Below are 17,453 nucleotides of genomic sequence, written 5' to 3'. Positions count from 1 at the left end.
GTGCCGGAACGACGATCACCGCCGGATCCGGTGGAACCGATCCGGGTCGGGCGTCGTCCAAGCCACATGAACCGGAACGCCGCCGCGCCCCTCCCGTCCGCCCTCCCGACCGCTGCGCACGGGGCGGTCCGCCGCTCCCGGACCGCGCGTGGCGCCGACCCGCTCGCCCGACTGTTCGCCGCGCAGGACGGCCTGGTCACCCGGGCCCAGGCGCTCGCCCACGGCCTGTCCACCGACCAGGTCGACCGCAGGCTGGCCGCCCGGCGCTGGATCCCCGTGCACCCCCGTGTCTACCGGCACGCCGCCCACCGGCCGAGCGAGCGGTCCCGGGTCCGAGCCGCCGTGCTCTGGGCGGGGGAGGACGCCGTGCTGACCGGGGCAGCCGCGGCCTGGTGGTGGGGGCTGCTGCCCGGTGCTCCGGCGGTCGTCACGGTCACCGTGCCGCGCCGGCGGGCGCCGCGCTCGCGTGCGGGGGTCCTCGTCCGGCGCCGCGACCTGGACCCGCTCGACGTCACCACCCACGACGGGGTCGTCGTCGCCCGGCCGGCGGCCGCGGTGCTGGACGGTGCGGCCGACCCGGCGGTGCCCGGGGACGCGCTGCTCGACCACGTCCTCGGCACGGGCTCGGTCGGTGTGGCCGAGCTGGTCGAGGCGCACTCGCGCAACCTCGGGGCGCACGGCTCGGGCGTGGTCGGCCGGATGCTGGCCGGGGCGTCGCGCCGGATCGCCGTCCGTGCCCGGCACGGGCTGCGGGCGTTGCTCGCCGCCCGGGGGGTGCAGGCCTGGCGCACCGACGTCACCGTGGCCGGGGTACTGCTCGACCTCGCGTTCCCCGCGGCCCGGCTGGCCGTCGAGGTGCACGACCCGGTCGACGCCGGAACGGGCGCCGACGGCTGCGGATCCGCGTGGCGCCGGGCCGTGCTGCGCCGGCACGGGTGGCGGACACTCGTCGTCGAACCGGCTGAGCTCCGGTGCCCCGAGGAGCTCCTGGCGCGCCTCCACGAGGCCGTCACCGGGCACCCGGCCGGCCCCGGCGGTGCCGCGGGGCGGGCCGCGGGGTGAACGACCGGCGAACCCCATCACACACAGGGTCGTCGGGCCGCCCGGACGACTGTGATTCCGGCCATGTCGGGTCCGGGTGCCGGACACGTCGTCACGGCCCACGGGGTGGTCACGAAGGCCGGCCCGGGGCCCGGGCGCACGAAGGCCCGGACCTGCCGGACCACGTCGACCGACCTTCCGACGCATTACCTGACCGGCGGTGCGCACGCAACCCGGACCGCGACGTCGTCGCAGGTCAGCGGGTCATACGTCCGTTCAGTAGATACGCGCGATCTTGATCGCGCGCGTGAGTGCCTTGCCGCTCAGATCGTCGGCACCCGCCTTGCGCAACCGCAGCGCGACGACCGGACAGCTCTTGCACCGCTTCGGCTTGGACCGGCAGCACTTCTTCTTGACCTTGCCCATGATGAGGTCAGGCTAACCTGCGCCCGGGGCGTGGTGAAGGACTTGCAGCGGATACCGTTGAGGTGTGACCATCCCTCGTTCCGCCTCGGCCCTCGATGCCCGTTCCTCGATCGAGAGCGACGCCGTCCCCGATCGGGCCGGCCGACCCGAGCTGCGCAACGTCGCGATCGTCGCGCACGTCGACCACGGCAAGACCACGCTCGTGGACGCGATGCTCCGCCAGTCCGGCGCCTTCGCCGAGCGCGCCGAGCTCGTCGACCGGGTCATGGACTCCAACGACCTTGAGCGCGAGAAGGGCATCACCATTCTCGCCAAGCACACGGCGGTGAACTGGCACGGCACGACGATCAACGTCGTCGACACCCCCGGCCACGCCGACTTCGGCGGTGAGGTCGAGCGCGGCCTGTCCATGGTCGACGGCGTGGTGCTGCTCGTCGACGCCTCCGAGGGGCCGCTGCCGCAGACCCGGTTCGTGCTCCGCAAGACCCTGACCGCCGGCCTGCCCGTCATGCTCGTGGTCAACAAGACCGACCGCGGCGACGCCCGGATCGCCGAGGTCGTCGACGAGTCCCTCGAGCTGCTGCTGGAGCTGGCCGACGAGCTCGAGCTCGACGAGTCGGTCACCTCGCACCTGCTCGACCTCCCGGTCGTCTACGCCTCCGGCCGCGCGGGCAAGGCCTCCCGGATCCGGCCCGCCGACGGCGAGCTCCCGGACTCCGACGACCTCGAGCCGCTCATCGAGACCCTGCTCGACGTCGTCCCGCCGCCCGCCGACGACGTCGACGCCCCGCTGCAGGCCCACGTCACCAACCTCGACGCCTCCAGCTTCCTCGGCCGTATCGCGCTCTGCCGCGTCCGCGCCGGTGTGCTGCGCCGCGGCCAGCAGGTCGCGTGGTGCCGCGAGGACGGCACCACCCCCCGCGTCAAGATCACCGAGCTGCTGCGCACCGAGGCACTGACCCGCGTCCCCGCCGACGAGGCACGCGCCGGTGACCTGGTCGCCGTCGCGGGCATCGCCGACGTCACCATCGGTGACACACTCGCCGACCCGGAGAACCCGGTCGCGCTGCCGCGCATCCACGTCGACGAGCCCGCCATCTCGATGACGATCGGCACCAACACCTCGCCGCTGGCCGGCCGCGACCCGCACCCGGGCAAGAAGCTGACCGCCCGCCTGGTCAAGGGTCGGCTCGACGCCGAGCTGGTCGGCAACGTGTCCATCCGCGTTCTGCCGACCGAGCGCCCCGACGCCTGGGAGGTCCAGGGCCGTGGCGAACTTGCGCTGGCGATCCTGGTCGAGACCATGCGTCGCGAGGGCTTCGAGTTGACCGTCGGACGCCCGCAGGTGGTCACCAAGACCATCGACGGCAAGCTGCACGAGCCGTTCGAGCAGCTGTCGGTCGACGTGCCCGACGACAGCCTCGGCGCCGTCACCCAGCTGCTCGCCGCCCGCAAGGGCGAGATGGGCGACATGGTGCACGGCGACGGCCGGGTCCGGATGGAGTTCCGCGTCCCGTCCCGCGGCCTGATCGGCTTCCGCACCGAGTTCCTGACGATCACCCGCGGCGCTGGCATCGCCAGCCACGTCTTCGACGGCTACGGCCCCTGGGTCGGCGAGATCCGCACCCGGAACAAGGGCTCGCTGATCTCGGACCGTTCCGGGCCCGTCACCCCCTACGCGATCGACCAGCTCGCCGACCGCGGCACGCTGTTCGTCGGGCCGACCACGCTGGTCTACGGCGGGATGGTCGTCGGGGAGTACACCCGCAACGAGGACCTCGAGGTCAACATCACCCGTGAGAAGAAGCTGACCAACATCCGCTCGTCGACCTCCGACGTGCTGGTCAAGCTCATCCCGCCGACGATCCTGAGCCTCGAGCAGTCGCTGGAGTTCTGCGCGACCGACGAGTGCGTCGAGATCACCCCGGAGAACGTCCGGATCCGCAAGATCGAGCTGGACCCGAACCTGCGGGCCCGTGCCCGGTCCCGCGCGAAGGCCGCGGCCAACGCCACGAAGTGAGCCGTACGGCCCGTGCGCTGCGGTGTCGCGTATCGGTGAGCAGAGCAAAGCCTCACCGACGCACAGTCCCGCCGCGTATCGGTGAGCAGAGCGGAGACGCCCGCCGGACCCCGTCCGGCGGGCGTGCCCGCCCCGGTGGGGATACTGCGGACGTGAGAGCACGTCGACGCTTCCCGGCGCTCCCGGCGCTCCTGCTGGTCGCCCTGCTGGCGCTGACGGGCTGCGCGGCGGACCCGCAGCCGGCACCCCCGCCGGAGACGAACCGCCCGACCGAGCCGGTCACCGCCCCCACCCGGCTGGTGGTCGGCGTCGACGATCTCGGACCCGGGTTCAACCCGCACCTGCGGTCGGACCAGTCGGCGGTCACCACGGCGATCGCGTCGATGACGCTGCCGTCGGTGTTCCGGCCCGACGACCGCGGCGTCCCGCAGCTCGACACGACCGTCGCCACGTCCGCGACGGTCACCTCGCAGAGCCCGTTCACCGTCAGCTACGAGCTCAACCGCGACGCCGGATGGTCCACCGGCGCCCCGATCGCCGCCGAGGACTTCGTCTACCTCTGGCAGCAGATGCGCAGCCGGCCCAACACGATCGGCGCCGCGGGCTACCGCGAGATCACCGACGTGCGCTCGCGTGCCGCGGGCAAGGCCGTCGACGTCGTGTTCCGCGAGCCCTACCCGCACTGGCGGGAGCTGTTCACCAACCTGCTCCCCGCGCACCTGCTCAAGGACGCGCCGGGCGGCTGGACGGCCCCGTTCGCGGGCGGCGTGCCCGCCTCGGGGGGCCCGTTCCGGCTGATGCAGGTCGACCGTCTCCGCGGCGAGGTCCTGCTCGCCCGCAGCGATCCGTACTGGGCGACCGCCGCGGTCGTCGACGAGATCATCCTGCGCCGCATCCCGGCGAACTCCCTGCCGACGGCGCTGGAGAGCCAGGGCGTCGACCTCGCCCTGCCCGACGCCCGGCCGGAGATCACCCAGGCCCTCGACGTCCTGACCCGGGGGCCCAAGCCGCCGACGGTGCAGCGCGGGCCGCGCCCGGCCGTCGAACAGCTGGAGTTCCGCACCACCGACGGCCCGCTGGCCGACCCCCGGGTCCGCGAGGGCATCGCGGCGCTGCTGGACCGCGACGCGATCCGCGAGCGCGTCAACCCCGACGCCGTGGCCGTGAACGCCTTCGGCGCCGCGCCGTCGGACCCCGGCTACGCGCCGACCGCCCCCGCCGGTGCCCCCGGCCGGCCCGATGCGGCCGCGGCCGCGGCCGCGTTCACCGAGGCGGGCTACGTCCGTGGTCAGGACGGCCGGTGGACCCTCGGCGGGCGCCCGCTCGGCGTGGTCATCGGCGCCGGGGCCGAGCGGACAGAGGACGTGGACGTCGCCCGCGTCGTGGCCGAGCAGCTCAAGGCCGGTGGCATCGGCGCCACGATCGTCGCCCCGTCGGCACCGGACCTGCTGACCGACCCGAGCGTCGCCCCGACGACACCGACCCCGACCACCACTCCCGCCCCGGGCGCGGGCCCGGTCCCCGGCGGCAGCGCCGCACCGGTCACCACGCCCCCGGCGGCCCCGACCACGACGACCGCCTCCCCGACGACGTCCGGTTCCCCCGACTCCGGGACCCCGGTTGCCGTCGACGTGCTCGTCGCCCCCCGTGCCGCCTACGGGGCGATCGGGCCGCGACTGGACTCCGACTACGGCTGCCCCGCGGACGCGGTGCCCGGCGAGCTGCCGGGGGTGGCCTGCTTCCCCGCGCTGCAGCCGCTGCTCGACGAGCTGCTGGTCGCCGACAGTCCGGACCCGGCCGTTGTCGCCGAGGCCGAGCGGGTGCTGTGGCGCCAGCTGCCCGCGCTGCCGCTGTACCAGGCGCAGGGTCTGGTCATCAGCAACCAGCAGACCGACGCGGCCACCCGGGTCACCCCCGGGCCGATCGCGACCGGCCCGATGTCGGGCGCCCGGACCTGGGCCGAGCCGGAGGGCTCGGGCGAGCGCCCGACCGGCGACGACGATCCGAACTGACACCGACGGACGCGTCCGTTCGGACGCACTCCGCTGCTGCACGGTGACGGCGAGTGGTACGTAAGTACCAACTGTGTTTCGGCATGCATCGAGGGCTGTGCGACGCAACGGTCCCGTTGTTACTGTCCGGGTCGGCTGCGAGCCCGTTACGTCGTTCAATGGTCACCGTTCCGCCACGATCGGCGTCGGAATCGCTGCTGGAGGGCCGCGATTCCTAGCGTGCCTCCCGACGGGCCCGGCACACATCCGGTGGTCCGTCGCGTCCCGGACGGGTGCGACAACGGCGTGCACCCACGACATCTCGAGAGGCACGGCAGATGAGGGGAAGAAGGGCGGCCGCCTCGGCCATCGCCCTGACCGCGGTCGTGGGGCTCGTCCTCACCGGCTGCAGCCAGCAGAGCAACACGGGGGGCAGCGGCAACACCGCCGCCGGGTTCGAGGAGACCCCTGACCAGCCGGAGGTGCCCGGCAAGCCGGGCGGCACGTTCCGGCTGGCGATCACCGAGCCGACCGCGATCGACCCGTACAACACCCAGGAGTCCGAGGGCACCCTCGTGAACCGGGCGCTGTTCACGGGCCTGATCCGGGTCAAGCCCAACGGTGACGTCTACGACGGCGTGGCCTCCAAGTGGACACCCAACCAGAACTGCACGCAGTGGGTGTTCGACCTCAAGCCGGACCAGAAGTTCTCCAACGGCGAGGCGCTGAACTCCACCTCGTTCAAGCGGGGCTGGGAGCGCACCGCGGCCAAGGCCTCGGCGTCGGAGGTCTCGTACCACCTGGACGAGGTCCAGGGTTACGACCAGATCCAGGCCGGGACCGCCAACGCGCTGTCCGGCGTGGACGCGACGAACCCGAACCAGCTCAAGGTCACGCTGTCCAAGCCCGACTGCGAGTTCGAGCTGCGGACCTACCACCCGGCGCTGAGCCCGGTCCTCTCGACCGCGGGCGCGGCGGACAACAAGAGCTACAACGACCTGCCGGTCGGCAACGGCCCGTTCAAGATGGACGGCCCCTGGCAGCACGACCGCGGCATCCGGCTGGTCCGCAACGACGCCTACACCGCGGGGACCAAGGCGAACCTCGACGCCGTCGAGATCACCATCGTCCCGTCCGGTGAGGGCGGCGGCGTGACCGCCGAGTACAACGGCTTCCAGAACGGCCAGTTCGACTGGGCGCGCATGCCCACCCCGGTCCTGAACCAGGCCAAGTCGACCTACGAGCCCCAGGGCAAGTGGCTGAACAAGAAGACCAACGGCAACAACTACCTGCTGGTCTCGGTCACCACCAAGCCGCTGAACAGCGCGGACGCCCGCAAGGCCGTCTCGATGGCGATCGACCGCAACGCGATCGTGCAGGGCGTGCTGCAGAACTCGACCTCGCCGGCAGACGCGCTCATCCCGCCGAACTTCCCGGACGCCTACACCCCGGGCGTCTGCACCGCGTGCACCTACAACCCGGACGAGGCGAAGCGGCTCGCGCAGCAGGCCGGTCTCACCCCCGGCACCGAGGTGAAACTGCAGTACAACACCGGTGCCGGTCACGAGGAGTGGACCGCGGCGGTCAAGCAGCAGCTCGAGCAGAACCTCGGGCTGAAGGTCACCTACACCGGTGTGCCGTTCCGTGACCTGCTCGACAACGAGCAGCAGCCCGAGGCCTCCGGCCTCTGGCGCGCGGCGTGGAGCGCGGACTACCCGACCCCGGGCAACTACCTGTTCCCGCTGCTGGCCACCCAGTCGATCGGTGCCACCTCGCCGAGCGAGCCGGCCCAGGGCGACAACCGCGGCCGCTACTCCAAGCCGGAGTTCGACACGCTGCTCGCGCAGGCCGCGCAGACCCAGGACGAGGCGGCCCGCAACGACCTCTACAAGCGGGCCGAGAAGATCGCCATCGGCGACGACCTCGCGCTGATCCCGCTCTGGTTCCGCCAGCAGTCCCGCCTGGTCAACACCGAGAAGTTCGGCAACGTGAACATGGACTTCTCCGAGGACCCGACGTTCGACACGATCACCCTCAAGTGACGTCCCGCTGACGCGGCCCGCGTCCCGGTGACCCCGGGACGCGGGCCGTCGTGCGGCGTTCCCACCACACGAAAGTCCGTGCTTCCATGGGCAGATTCATCCTTCGACGGCTGCTCCAGGGGATCCTGGTCGTCGTCGTCACCGCGTTCCTGATCTTCATCGCGACGTTCTCGCTCGGCGACCCCTTCGCCTCCACCGGGGAGAAGGTCGTCCCGCCCGAGGTCGCCGCGATCAACCGCGCCAAGTTCGGTCTCGACCAGCCGCTGCCGGTCCAGTTCGTGAACTACCTCGGCAACATGGTCACCGGCGACTTCGGCCTCGACTTCGACCAGCGGCGCCCGGTCTCCCAGCTGCTCGCCGAGACCGTCCCGAACACGATCCTGCTCGCCGTCGTCGCGCTACTGTTCCTCGTCCTGTTCGGGGTGACGGCCGGGGTGATCGCCGCGGTGCGCCGCTACTCGTTCTGGGACGTGTTCGTCACCGTCGTCTCCACCATCGGCATCGGTGTCCCGGTGTTCGTCGTCGCGATCTTCCTGGTCGCGAATGTCTCCGGGGTCGGGCCGTTCCCGCCGGTACCGCGCAGCTTCCTCGAGGAGGTGCCCTGGTACTGGGACGTGATCCTGCCCGCGTTCACCCTCGCGATCATCGAGTCGGCGTTCGTCGCCCGGCTGATGCGGGGGTCGATGCTGGAGGTCCTGCAGGCCGACTACGTCCGCACCGCACGCGCCAAGGGGCTGTCCGAGCGGACGGTCATCGGCAGGCACGCCATGCGGACGTCGCTGCTGCCCGTCGTCACGTTCGTCGGGCTCACCCTGGGCACCTACATCGGCGGCGCGATCGTCACCGAGACGGTGTTCCAGTACAACGGCGCCGGATTCCTGCTGGCCCGCGCGATCACGAACAACAACGCGCCGGTCATCATGGCGGTGGTCGTCTACAGCGTGGTGGCCTACGTGCTGCTCTCCATGCTCGTCGACATCCTCTACGCCTACCTCGACCCGCGCATCCGCCTGAGCTGACTGAGTGAGGCGATCCCTCGCATGAACCCACCACCCACCCCCGGCGCGCCGGCCACCGATCCGGCCGCCGCGCTCGGACTGCCGGGCGGCGACCCCGCCGAGGCCGTCACACCGGCGCCCGACGGTTCCCGTCGCGCGCGGTCCAACGGCCAGTTCGCCGAGATCTGGCGGCGCTACCGCCGGAACAAGCTCGCGATGGCCGGGCTGATCATCGTCGCGTTCGAGATCGTCATGGCGATCATCTCGCCGTTCTCGACGCCCTACGACCCGTTCGAGCAGAACCTGCTCAACACGCTGCAGCCGCCGTCGTCGGCGCACTTCTTCGGCACCGACGTCCTCGGCCGCGACCTGTACTCCGGGATCATCTACGGCGTCCGGCTGGCGATGATCGTCGGTCTGTCCGTGGTCTTCTTCTCCCTCGTCCTCGGCCTGACGCTCGGTGCGCTCGCCGGGTTCAAGGGCGGCGCCTGGGACGCGGTGATCGCCCGGATCATCGACATCTTCCTCGCGTTCCCGCCGCTGGTGGGCGCACTGGTGATCGTCCGTGCGGTCGGCGGCGGGACGCTGCCGGTCGTCATCGCACTCGTCGCACTGGGCTGGATGACGACCGCCCGGCTGATGCGCGGCCAGGTGCTGGCCCTGCGGGAGGCCGAGTACGTCGAGGCGGCCCGCTCGATCGGGGCGGGCACCCGGCGGATCCTGACCCGGCACATCCTGCCCAACGCCGTGGCGCCGGTGCTCGTGTACTCGTTCACCTCGATCGGCGTGGTCGTCGTCGCGATGGCGACCCTGTCCTACCTCGGTGTCGGCGTCCCGCCGGACGTCCCCGAGTGGGGCCGGTTGATCTCGCAGGCGTCCCAGTACCTGTCGGTGCCGGGCAAGAGCTTCCTGTGGATCTTCCCGTCCGCCGCCATCGCGATCACCACGCTGGGCTTCGCGTTCGTGGCCGACGGCCTGCGCGACGCCCTCGACCCCAAGCTGCGCGGGAGGAACTGACCCGTGACCGAGAACCGAAGCGAGCACATGCTCGAGGTCCGCGACCTGCGGGTGCACTTCTCCACCGACGCCGGTGTGGTCAAGGCCGTCGACGGCGTCAGCTGGCACGTCGACCGGGGCGAGACCCTGGCGATCGTCGGCGAGTCCGGCTCCGGCAAGTCGGTGTCGGCGATGAGTCTGATGGGCCTCGTCCCGACCCCGCCGGCGACGTTCCCCAGCGGTGAGGTGCTGCTGGAGGGCCGCTCCCTGCTGACGATGTCGGAGTCCGAGCAGCGCAAGCTGCGCGGCAAGGACATCGCGATGATCTTCCAGGACCCGCTGACCGCGCTGAACCCGGTCTACAAGGTGGGCGACCAGATCGCCGAGATGATCCGGGCACACGACCGGCAGGCCGGCAAGGTCACCGCCCGCCGCCGCGCCGTCGACCTGCTCGGCGAGGTCGGCATCCCCAACCCGGCCGCGCGGGCGTCGCAGTACCCGCACGAGTTCTCCGGCGGGATGCGCCAGCGCGCGATGATCGCGATGGCGCTCGCGAACGACCCGAAGGTCCTGCTGGCCGACGAGCCGACCACCGCGCTCGACGTCACCGTGCAGGCCCAGATCATGAACCTGCTCGAGAAGCTCCAGGAGCAGCGCGAGACGGCGATCGTCCTGATCACCCACGACCTGGGCCTGGTCGCGGCGCACGCCGACCGGATCATGGTCATGTACGCGGGCAGGGTCGTCGAGACCGGGACCAACGACGAGATCTTCGCCGAGCCGCGGCACGCCTACACATACGGGCTGCTGTCGTCGCTGGCGCGGATGGACCAGGCCCGGCCGGAGAAGCTGGAGCCGATCCCCGGGCAGCCGCCGAACCTCGCGCACGTCCCGTCGGGCTGCGCGTTCCACCCGCGCTGCCGGTTCGCCACGTCGTCCTGCGCGGAGAAGACCCCGGAGCTGGTCCAGCTCACCGACCGGCCCGGTCACCTGCACGCCTGCCTGCACCCCGACGAGGTCGGCGAGGCCGCCGCCACGCCGCGCGAGCCGGTCGTGCCGGGGTCCGAGGCGCACGTCGCGGAGACGGCGACCGGCGAGCCGATGCTGCGCACCGCGGGGCTGACCAAGTCGTTCCCGATCCGCTCCGGCGTGCTGTTCCAACGCACCGTCGGTGTGGTGCAGGCTGTCGACGGCATCGACCTGGAGATCCCCGAGGGGCAGACGCTGTCGCTGGTCGGCGAGTCCGGCTGCGGCAAGTCGACCGCGGCCCGGGCGATCCTGCGGCTGCACGAGCCCACCGCCGGCAGCGTGCACATCAACGGCCGCGACGTGACCGCGCTCGGGCAGTCCGAGCTGCGCTCGGCCCGGGAGGACATGCAGATCGTCTTCCAGGACCCGTACGCGTCGCTGAACCCGCGCATGACGGTTCGGTCGATCCTGTCGGAGAAGTACGAGCTGCTCGGAGGCGAGCTCACCGACTCCACGATCCCGGAGCTGCTCGAGACCGTAGGGCTCTCGGCCGAGTACGCCGAGCGCTACCCGCACGAGTTCTCCGGCGGGCAGCGCCAGCGCGTCGGCATCGCACGGGCGATCGCGCTCAACCCGAAGTTCGTGGTGCTCGACGAGCCCGTCTCGGCCCTGGACGTGTCCATCCAGGCCCAGGTGCTCAACCTGCTCGAGCAGCTGCAGCGCGACTTCGGGCTGACCTATCTGTTCATCGCTCACGACCTGTCGGTGGTGCGCCACATCTCCGACCGCGTCGCGGTGATGTACCTGGGCAACGTCGTCGAGGTCGCCGACCGCGACGACCTGTTCGACCGGCCGCAGCACCCCTACACCCAGGCGCTGATCTCGGCGGTGCCCGTCCCGGACCCGGAGGTCGAGCGGTCCCGCGAGCGGATCGTGCTGACCGGGGACGTGCCCAACCCGGCCGACCCGCCGTCGGGCTGCCGGTTCCGCACCCGGTGCTGGAAGCACCTGGAGCTGTCCGACGCCGACAAGGCGCGCTGCATCGACGAGAAGCCGGTCCTGGAGATCGCGTCCGGCCCGGGGCACCGGGTGGCCTGCCACTTCGCCGAGGAGCGCGCGCTCCTGCGGACCTGACCGAGCACGACCCGTCCGAGCAGGACCCCACTGCCACGACACGCCACCCGGTGCGAAACTGGGTGGCGTGTCGCTGGTTCTGGGGATCGAGACGTCGTGCGACGAGACCGGTGCCGGTCTCGTCCGGGACGGGGTGCTGCTCGGCGAGGGGCTGGCGTCGTCGGCGGACGAGCACGCCCGCTTCGGCGGTGTGGTCCCGGAGGTCGCGGCCCGCGCCCACGTGAGCGCGGTTACCCCGATGGTGCGCGCAGCCGTCGAGGCGGCCGGGGTGTCGCTGTCCGACGTCGATGCCGTCGCGGTCACCGCGGGGCCGGGGCTCTCGCCCGCGCTGCACGTCGGCGTCGCGGCGGCCAAGGCGTACGCGACGGCGCTGGACGTGCCGCTCTACGGGGTGCACCATCTGGCCGGGCACGCCGCCGTCGACGTCCTGGAGCACGGGCCGCTGCCCGACCGCTGCGTCTGCCTGATCGTCTCCGGCGGGCACACCTCGCTGCTGGCGCTGGGCGACCTGGCCCGCGAACCCGTCGAGCATCTCGGCGACACCGTCGACGACGCGGCGGGGGAGGCCTTCGACAAGGTCGCCCGGCTGCTGGGCCTGCCCTATCCCGGCGGTCCGTCCGTCTCGAAGGCCGCACTCGACGGCGACCCGGCCGCGATCGCGTTCCCGCGCCCGATGACCGGCCCGCGCGACGCCGCGTTCGGATTCTCCTTCTCCGGGCTCAAGACCGCCGTGGCCCGGCACGTCGAGGCGGCCCAGGACGCGGGCCGCGCCGTCCCGGTCCCGGACGTGGCCGCGTCGTTCCAGATGGCCGTCGTCGACGTCCTGGTCCGCAAGGCGCTGCGGGCGTGCGCCGAGCGCGGCGCGGACACCCTGCTCATGGTCGGCGGGGTCGCGGCGAACCGGGTGCTGCGCACCGAGATGGAGCGTGCCTGTGCCGCCGCCGGGATCACCCTGCGGGTACCCGCGCCCCGGCTGTGCACCGACAACGGCGCGATGATCGCGGCCCTGGGCGATCTGCTGGTCCGCGACGGCGTCGCACCCGCGGGGCTGGCCGGGACCGCCGTCCCGACCGTCCCGCTGACCCGCGCGACGATCATGTTCCCCCCGGCGACGGGGGAGGCGGCGGAGTACCCGCTGCCCGTCGTGCCCCACGCCGCGGCGGGGCCGATCATCGACCCGTAGGCTCCCCGGGTGCCTGCTCGTCGCCTCCTGCTCGTCCACGCCCACCCGGACGACGAGACCCTGACCACCGGCGGGACCATCGCCCGCTACACCGCCGACCCCGACTGCGAGGTCACCGTGGTGACCTGCACCCTCGGTGAGGAGGGCGAGGTGATCGGACCGGAGCTGGCCGAGCTCGCCCCGGAACGCGGTGACCAGCTCGGCGGTTACCGCATCCGCGAGCTCGACGCGGCGCTGGCCGCCCTCGGCGGGCCCCGGCACCGCTGGCTCGGTGGCCCCGGGCGCTGGCGCGACTCCGGCATGGTGCTGGCCGGGCACGGGACCCGCGCAGCGCTGCCGCCGCAGCTGCACGCGCGGGCGTTCGCCGCCCCGGAGCCGTTCGGCACCCAGCTCGCGCAGCTGCTGGAGATCATCGACGAGGTCCGCCCGCAGGTGCTGGTCTCCTACGCCTCCGACGGCAGCTACGGCCACCCCGACCACGTCCGCGCGCACGAGCTGGCCGTCGCCGCCGCCGGGGCGCGCCCGGACGTCGTCGCCAAGCTGTACTTCGCGGTCCGGTCGAGCGCGCTGCTCGACGCCGGGCTCGCCGAGCTGCACTCCGCCCTCGGCGGGGACCCGGACCGCACCGGGCTGCGCTGGCCGGAGCCCGACGAGCACCCTGGCCACGACGTCGGCGCCGTCACGACCCGGGTCGACGTCGACGCCCACGACGATGCACGCGTCGCCGCGATGCGGGCCCACGCCACCCAGATCGACGTCCGCAGCGGCGACAGCTGGGTCGCGTTCGCGATGAGCAACGGCATCGTGCAGCCGCTGCTGGGGGTCGAGGAGTACGTGCTCGCCGGTGCGCCGCCCGGCACGACGGAGTCGGACCTGTTCGAGGGGGTCGACGGATGAGCGACGTGACGAGGCTCCCGCTCGCGCTGGTACTGCTGGTCATCTCGGTGCTGCTGGTGGCCTTCGAGCTGATGTTCCAGATGCTCTACATCGGGCCGGTCCCGGTGCCGCTGGGCACGCTGATCGTGGTCGTCTCGCTGCCGTGGCTGATCCACACCACGGCCACCGAGATCCTCCCCACCCCGGCCGGTGCCGCCGCCCCGCTGGTCGTGTGGTTCGCGGCGGTGCTCGTGCTCGGCTTCTTCGGACCTGGCGGGGACCTCCTGCTCCCGGTGAACTGGGAGTCGCTGCTGCTGCTCGTCGCCGGCGCCGTGACCGGTGTCGTGTCGTTCCGCAGGGCGCTCGACCGGCTGGCGGACGGCCGCGACCGTAGGGTCAGCTGATGACGATCTCCGACGACGACCTGGTGCGGGTCCTGCGCCCGTTCGTGCGGGCGACCCGGCCGGTGCTCGACGGGCTGCGCGAGTCCGACCCGTTCGGCCTGCGCGCCCGGGTGACGCCCGGCTCGGACCGTGCGGCGGACACGAGCGACGAGGAACGCTCGTTGGCCGACAAGATCCTCGACGCGCTGGCGTCGGTGAAGGTCCCCGGCACCTCGGCCTGGGTGGCGATGGACGTCCCCGCCCGCAGCGACTGGTGGGTCTACCGGGTTGGCCGGTTCACGACGCTGATCGCCGCGATCCCGGGCCTCGGCGGGGCGCTGGCGCGCACCCTGCCGGTGTCCGACGCCGTCGGCGCGGCCGGGGAGGGGCTGCTGCTCGTCGCGATCGCGGGCGAGCACGGCGTGCGCTCGGAGGACCGGCTCGTCGAGCTGCTGGCGTCGGTGCTGTTCCAGCGTGAGCTCGACCTCGCCGCCCGGGAGCTCACCGCGGCCGAGGACGCCGCGGCCGACGCCCGCGCCGAGGAACTCACCGGTGACCTCGCCGGCGACGGCGGCAAGCGGGCCACGCTCAAGCGCGTGGGCAGCGCCGTCTGGCGCCTCGGACGGGCCCTGTGGGGTGTGGAGGACGAGCTCGACAAACGTCCGCACGGCCGCTTCTACCACCAGTGGCTCGGGCTGCTGCCGGTCGTCGGCGTCGTCGGAAAGTACCTGGGGGAGTGGTCGGGGCTCAAGCGTGCCGCCAAGCAGGCCCGCGCCTGGCTGCTCGACCGCGGGTTCGCCTGACCTCGTGATCCTCCGGTCAGGCAGGTTCCGGGGGAACCAGGTAGTGGTAGCGGTGGTGGTCGGTCCAGCCGGTGCCGCGGTAGAGGGCGAGCGCGGCCGTGTTGTCGTCGGCGACGTCGAGCATCCCGTGCCGCGCACCGTGCGCCGCGCCCCAGGCCAGAGCCTGTCCGGTGAGCCGGGACGCGAGCCCGCCCCGCCGCGCGGCCGGGACGACCCACAGGCGTGACACGTAGACGTGGTCGTCGACGACAGCGGCCCGCACCGACGCGACCGGCGTCCCGTCGGCGTCGGCGAGCGTGCCGAATCCGACCTCGGCGGGGTCCGTGCTCGACGCTCTGCTCTGCTCACCGGGACGCAACACCCCGGCGGACGCTCCGGTCAGCACCGCCCACGCGGGCGCGTCGGGCGCGGGTTCCGGCTCGCCCTGCGCGGCCCACCAGTCGGGTCCGGGCGTCGCGGGCCACCGCGGTGCCGGGGCGTCGGACGCGGCGCGCGTGACCAGCACGCTGCAGGTCCCGGGGTCCTCGTCCCGTATCCAGCCCGCCTCGGTCACCCGGTTCGACCAGGGCGCGTCCACCGGGGCCTGCACCACCGGGACGATGCCGTGCCGCCCGGCGAACTCCCGCACCCGTTCCAGGGCGCGTTCCACCGGCATCCACGGGTCCCCGAGCGCGAGCGCGGAGTTCGCCCGCCGGGTCCAGCCGCCCGCCGCGCGCAGCAGCCAGCCGCCCAGCTCCTCGACGACCGGCGCCGGCCAGGCCGCCGCCCGCACGCGTTCCAGCCGGTTCACCGCCGCACGCGACGCCCGCCGGGCCGGGGCGGGTGGCACCTCCCGGACGGCGACGACGGCGTCGCGCCGCACGTGGACCTGCCCCGACCGGGTGTGGACGACGACGGCGTCGGGCCCGTCGGGCTCCAGCTCACCGACCGCGTCGGTCAGTCCGGGGCCCGTTGCGTCCTCCGGCGCGATGCGGTGGCGCAGGGCCACTCGCCGTCCTGCCAGCTCGTCGAGCATGAAGCCGACCACCTCACTCCTGCCCCGCCGGGGGCCGCGGGTTAACCTGCGAGCGTCCCAGTTTGACCGGACACCCCACCACCACATGATCGCCGGGTGTCCGCTGCTCCGAGTGGAGGACCACCGAAGTGACCTACGTGATCGCCGAACCCTGCGTCGACCTGCTCGACAAGGCGTGTATCGAGGAATGCCCGGTGGACTGCATCTACGAGGGTGGACGGATGCTCTACATCCACCCCGACGAGTGCGTCGACTGCGGTGCGTGCGAGCCGGTCTGCCCGGTCGAGGCCATCTACTACGAGGACGACGTCCCCGACCAGTGGGCCGCCTACACCAAGGCCAATGTGGACTTCTTCGACGAACTGGGCTCGCCCGGCGGCGCGTCGAAGCTCGGCAAGGTCGACCGTGACGTGGAGCCGGCCAAGAGCCTGCCCCCGCAGGAACACGACGAGTGAGCAGGCTCGACCTCCCCGACTTCCCGTGGGACTCGCTGACCGGCGCGCGCGAGCGCGCGGCGGCGCACCCCGACGGCATCGTCGACCTGTCGGTCGGCACCCCGGTGGACCCGGTCCCCGGGGTGCTGCGGGAGGCGTTGGCCGGGCCGGCCGCCGCCGAGCCCGGCTACCCGACGACGCACGGCCCGGCGTCGCTGCGTGAGGCGGTCGTCGCCTCGTTGCAGCGGCGCTTCGGCGTGCCCGGGGTCGACCCGGCCGCGGTGGTACCCACGATCGGCTCGAAGGAGCTGGTCGCCTGGTTGCCGACGCTGCTGGGACTCGGCGCTGGCGACACCGTCGTCATCCCGGAGCTCGCGTACCCGACCTACGAGGTCGGGGCCCGGTTGGCGGGCGCCGAGCACGTCCGTTCCGACGGCCTCACCGCCGCCGGTCCGGCACGGATCCGGCTGGTCTGGCTGAACTCGCCGTCGAACCCGACCGGCCGGGTCCTGCCGGTCGAGCACCTGCGCAAGGTCGTGACCTGGGCGCGGGAGCGGGGCGCGGTCGTCGCCTCCGACGAGTGCTACCTCGGTCTGCCCGGCGACGCCGAGCCGGCGCCGCGCTCGGTGCTGCACCCCGACGTCTGCGACGGCGACACCACCGGCCTGCTGGCGGTCCACTCGCTGTCGAAGGTGTCGAACCTGGCCGGGTACCGCGCCGGGTTCGTCGCCGGGGACCCGGCGCTGGTGTCGGGGCTGCTGGAGGTCCGCAAGCACGCGGGCATGATCGTGCCGCGTCCGGTGCAGGCTGCGCTGGAGGCGGCCGTCTCCGACGACGCGCACGTCGCCGAGCAGGCCGCCCGCTACGACGCCCGTCGCACCCGCCTGCGGGCCGGGCTGGAGAAGGCCGGGCTCACGATCGAGCACTCGCAGGCCGGGCTCTACCTGTGGGCGAGCGCGGACGAGCCGTGCCGCGACACCGTGGACCGGCTCGCCGGTCTGGGGATCCTCGTCGCTCCCGGCGAGTTCTACGGGCCCGCGGGCTCCCGGCACGTCCGGGTGGGGCTGACCGCGCCGGACGAGCGCATCGACGCCGCCGTGGATCGGCTCGGGACCGCCTGAACCCCCGACTGTCGTTGCGAT

General features: G+C 72.9%; 15 protein-coding genes. 13 read left to right on the top strand and 2 right to left on the bottom strand.

The window, feature by feature from the left end; translation table 11 throughout:
• The first annotated feature begins 66 nt into the window (after nt 1-66).
• A complete protein-coding gene (locus XF36_RS20495; protein WP_060713206.1) occupies nt 67-1,062 on the top strand; it encodes a type IV toxin-antitoxin system AbiEi family antitoxin domain-containing protein in 996 nt (331 codons plus the stop codon).
• Between the two features lie 255 nt (nt 1,063-1,317).
• Here XF36_RS20495 and XF36_RS32600 read toward each other — a convergent pair whose 3' ends face one another.
• Nucleotides 1,318-1,467: a hypothetical protein gene (locus XF36_RS32600; protein ID WP_020626377.1), complete on the bottom strand. Its 150-nt coding sequence runs from the start codon at nt 1,465-1,467 to the stop codon at nt 1,318-1,320.
• 109 nt (nt 1,468-1,576) lie between these two features.
• Here XF36_RS32600 and typA point away from each other — a divergent pair, with 109 nt between their 5' ends.
• The 10 genes from typA (at nt 1,577) to XF36_RS20445 (ending at nt 14,862) form a co-directional block, all read left to right on the top strand.
• A complete protein-coding gene (typA, locus tag XF36_RS20490) occupies nt 1,577-3,487 on the top strand; it encodes a translational GTPase TypA (RefSeq protein WP_060714860.1) in 1,911 nt (636 codons plus the stop codon).
• A gap of 152 nt (nt 3,488-3,639) precedes the next feature.
• Complete coding sequence (locus XF36_RS20485) at nt 3,640-5,499, top strand: ABC transporter substrate-binding protein (RefSeq protein WP_060713205.1); 1,860 nt, start codon at nt 3,640-3,642, stop codon at nt 5,497-5,499.
• Nucleotides 5,500-5,816: 317 nt separating this feature from the next.
• Complete coding sequence (locus XF36_RS20480) at nt 5,817-7,520, top strand: peptide ABC transporter substrate-binding protein (RefSeq protein WP_060713204.1); 1,704 nt, start codon at nt 5,817-5,819, stop codon at nt 7,518-7,520.
• 86 nt (nt 7,521-7,606) lie between these two features.
• Nucleotides 7,607-8,539: an ABC transporter permease gene (locus XF36_RS20475; RefSeq protein ID WP_060713203.1), complete on the top strand. Its 933-nt coding sequence runs from the start codon at nt 7,607-7,609 to the stop codon at nt 8,537-8,539.
• A gap of 21 nt (nt 8,540-8,560) precedes the next feature.
• A complete protein-coding gene (locus tag XF36_RS20470) occupies nt 8,561-9,535 on the top strand; it encodes an ABC transporter permease (protein ID WP_060713202.1) in 975 nt (324 codons plus the stop codon).
• Nucleotides 9,536-9,538: 3 nt separating this feature from the next.
• Nucleotides 9,539-11,617 carry a dipeptide ABC transporter ATP-binding protein gene (locus tag XF36_RS34995; protein WP_082375541.1) on the top strand — a complete coding sequence of 693 codons (2,079 nt, stop codon included), beginning with the start codon at nt 9,539-9,541 and terminating at the stop codon, nt 11,615-11,617.
• A gap of 67 nt (nt 11,618-11,684) precedes the next feature.
• Nucleotides 11,685-12,800: a tRNA (adenosine(37)-N6)-threonylcarbamoyltransferase complex transferase subunit TsaD gene (gene tsaD / locus XF36_RS20460; protein ID WP_060713201.1), complete on the top strand. Its 1,116-nt coding sequence runs from the start codon at nt 11,685-11,687 to the stop codon at nt 12,798-12,800.
• Between the two features lie 9 nt (nt 12,801-12,809).
• On the top strand, nt 12,810-13,697 hold the full coding sequence (mshB, locus tag XF36_RS20455) for an N-acetyl-1-D-myo-inositol-2-amino-2-deoxy-alpha-D-glucopyranoside deacetylase (RefSeq protein ID WP_060713200.1): 888 nt from the start codon (nt 12,810-12,812) through the stop codon (nt 13,695-13,697).
• On the top strand, nt 13,694-14,080 hold the full coding sequence (locus tag XF36_RS20450; RefSeq protein ID WP_060713199.1) for a hypothetical protein: 387 nt from the start codon (nt 13,694-13,696) through the stop codon (nt 14,078-14,080). Before mshB ends, XF36_RS20450 begins: the two co-directional genes overlap by 4 nt.
• Complete coding sequence (locus XF36_RS20445) at nt 14,080-14,862, top strand: hypothetical protein (protein ID WP_060713198.1); 783 nt, start codon at nt 14,080-14,082, stop codon at nt 14,860-14,862. The genes XF36_RS20450 and XF36_RS20445 overlap by 1 nt, the downstream gene beginning before the upstream one ends.
• Nucleotides 14,863-14,878: 16 nt before the next feature.
• Here XF36_RS20445 and XF36_RS20440 read toward each other — a convergent pair whose 3' ends face one another.
• Entirely contained in the window at nt 14,879-15,889 is a 1,011-nt protein-coding gene (locus tag XF36_RS20440; protein ID WP_082375540.1) for a GNAT family N-acetyltransferase, read from the bottom strand.
• A gap of 116 nt (nt 15,890-16,005) precedes the next feature.
• Here XF36_RS20440 and fdxA point away from each other — a divergent pair, with 116 nt between their 5' ends.
• Together fdxA and dapC are read left to right on the top strand one after the other, a co-directional pair.
• Complete coding sequence (gene fdxA / locus XF36_RS20435; protein WP_020626080.1) at nt 16,006-16,332, top strand: ferredoxin; 327 nt, start codon at nt 16,006-16,008, stop codon at nt 16,330-16,332.
• Entirely contained in the window at nt 16,329-17,432 is a 1,104-nt protein-coding gene (gene dapC / locus XF36_RS20430; protein WP_060713197.1) for a succinyldiaminopimelate transaminase, read from the top strand. Before fdxA ends, dapC begins: the two co-directional genes overlap by 4 nt.
• Nucleotides 17,433-17,453: the final 21 nt, after the last annotated feature.

Source organism: Pseudonocardia sp. HH130629-09, assembly GCF_001294645.1.
GTDB lineage: Bacteria > Actinomycetota > Actinomycetes > Mycobacteriales > Pseudonocardiaceae > Pseudonocardia.
Note: the sequence above shows the minus strand (reverse complement) of the source record. Positions and strands in the feature narration are given on the sequence as shown.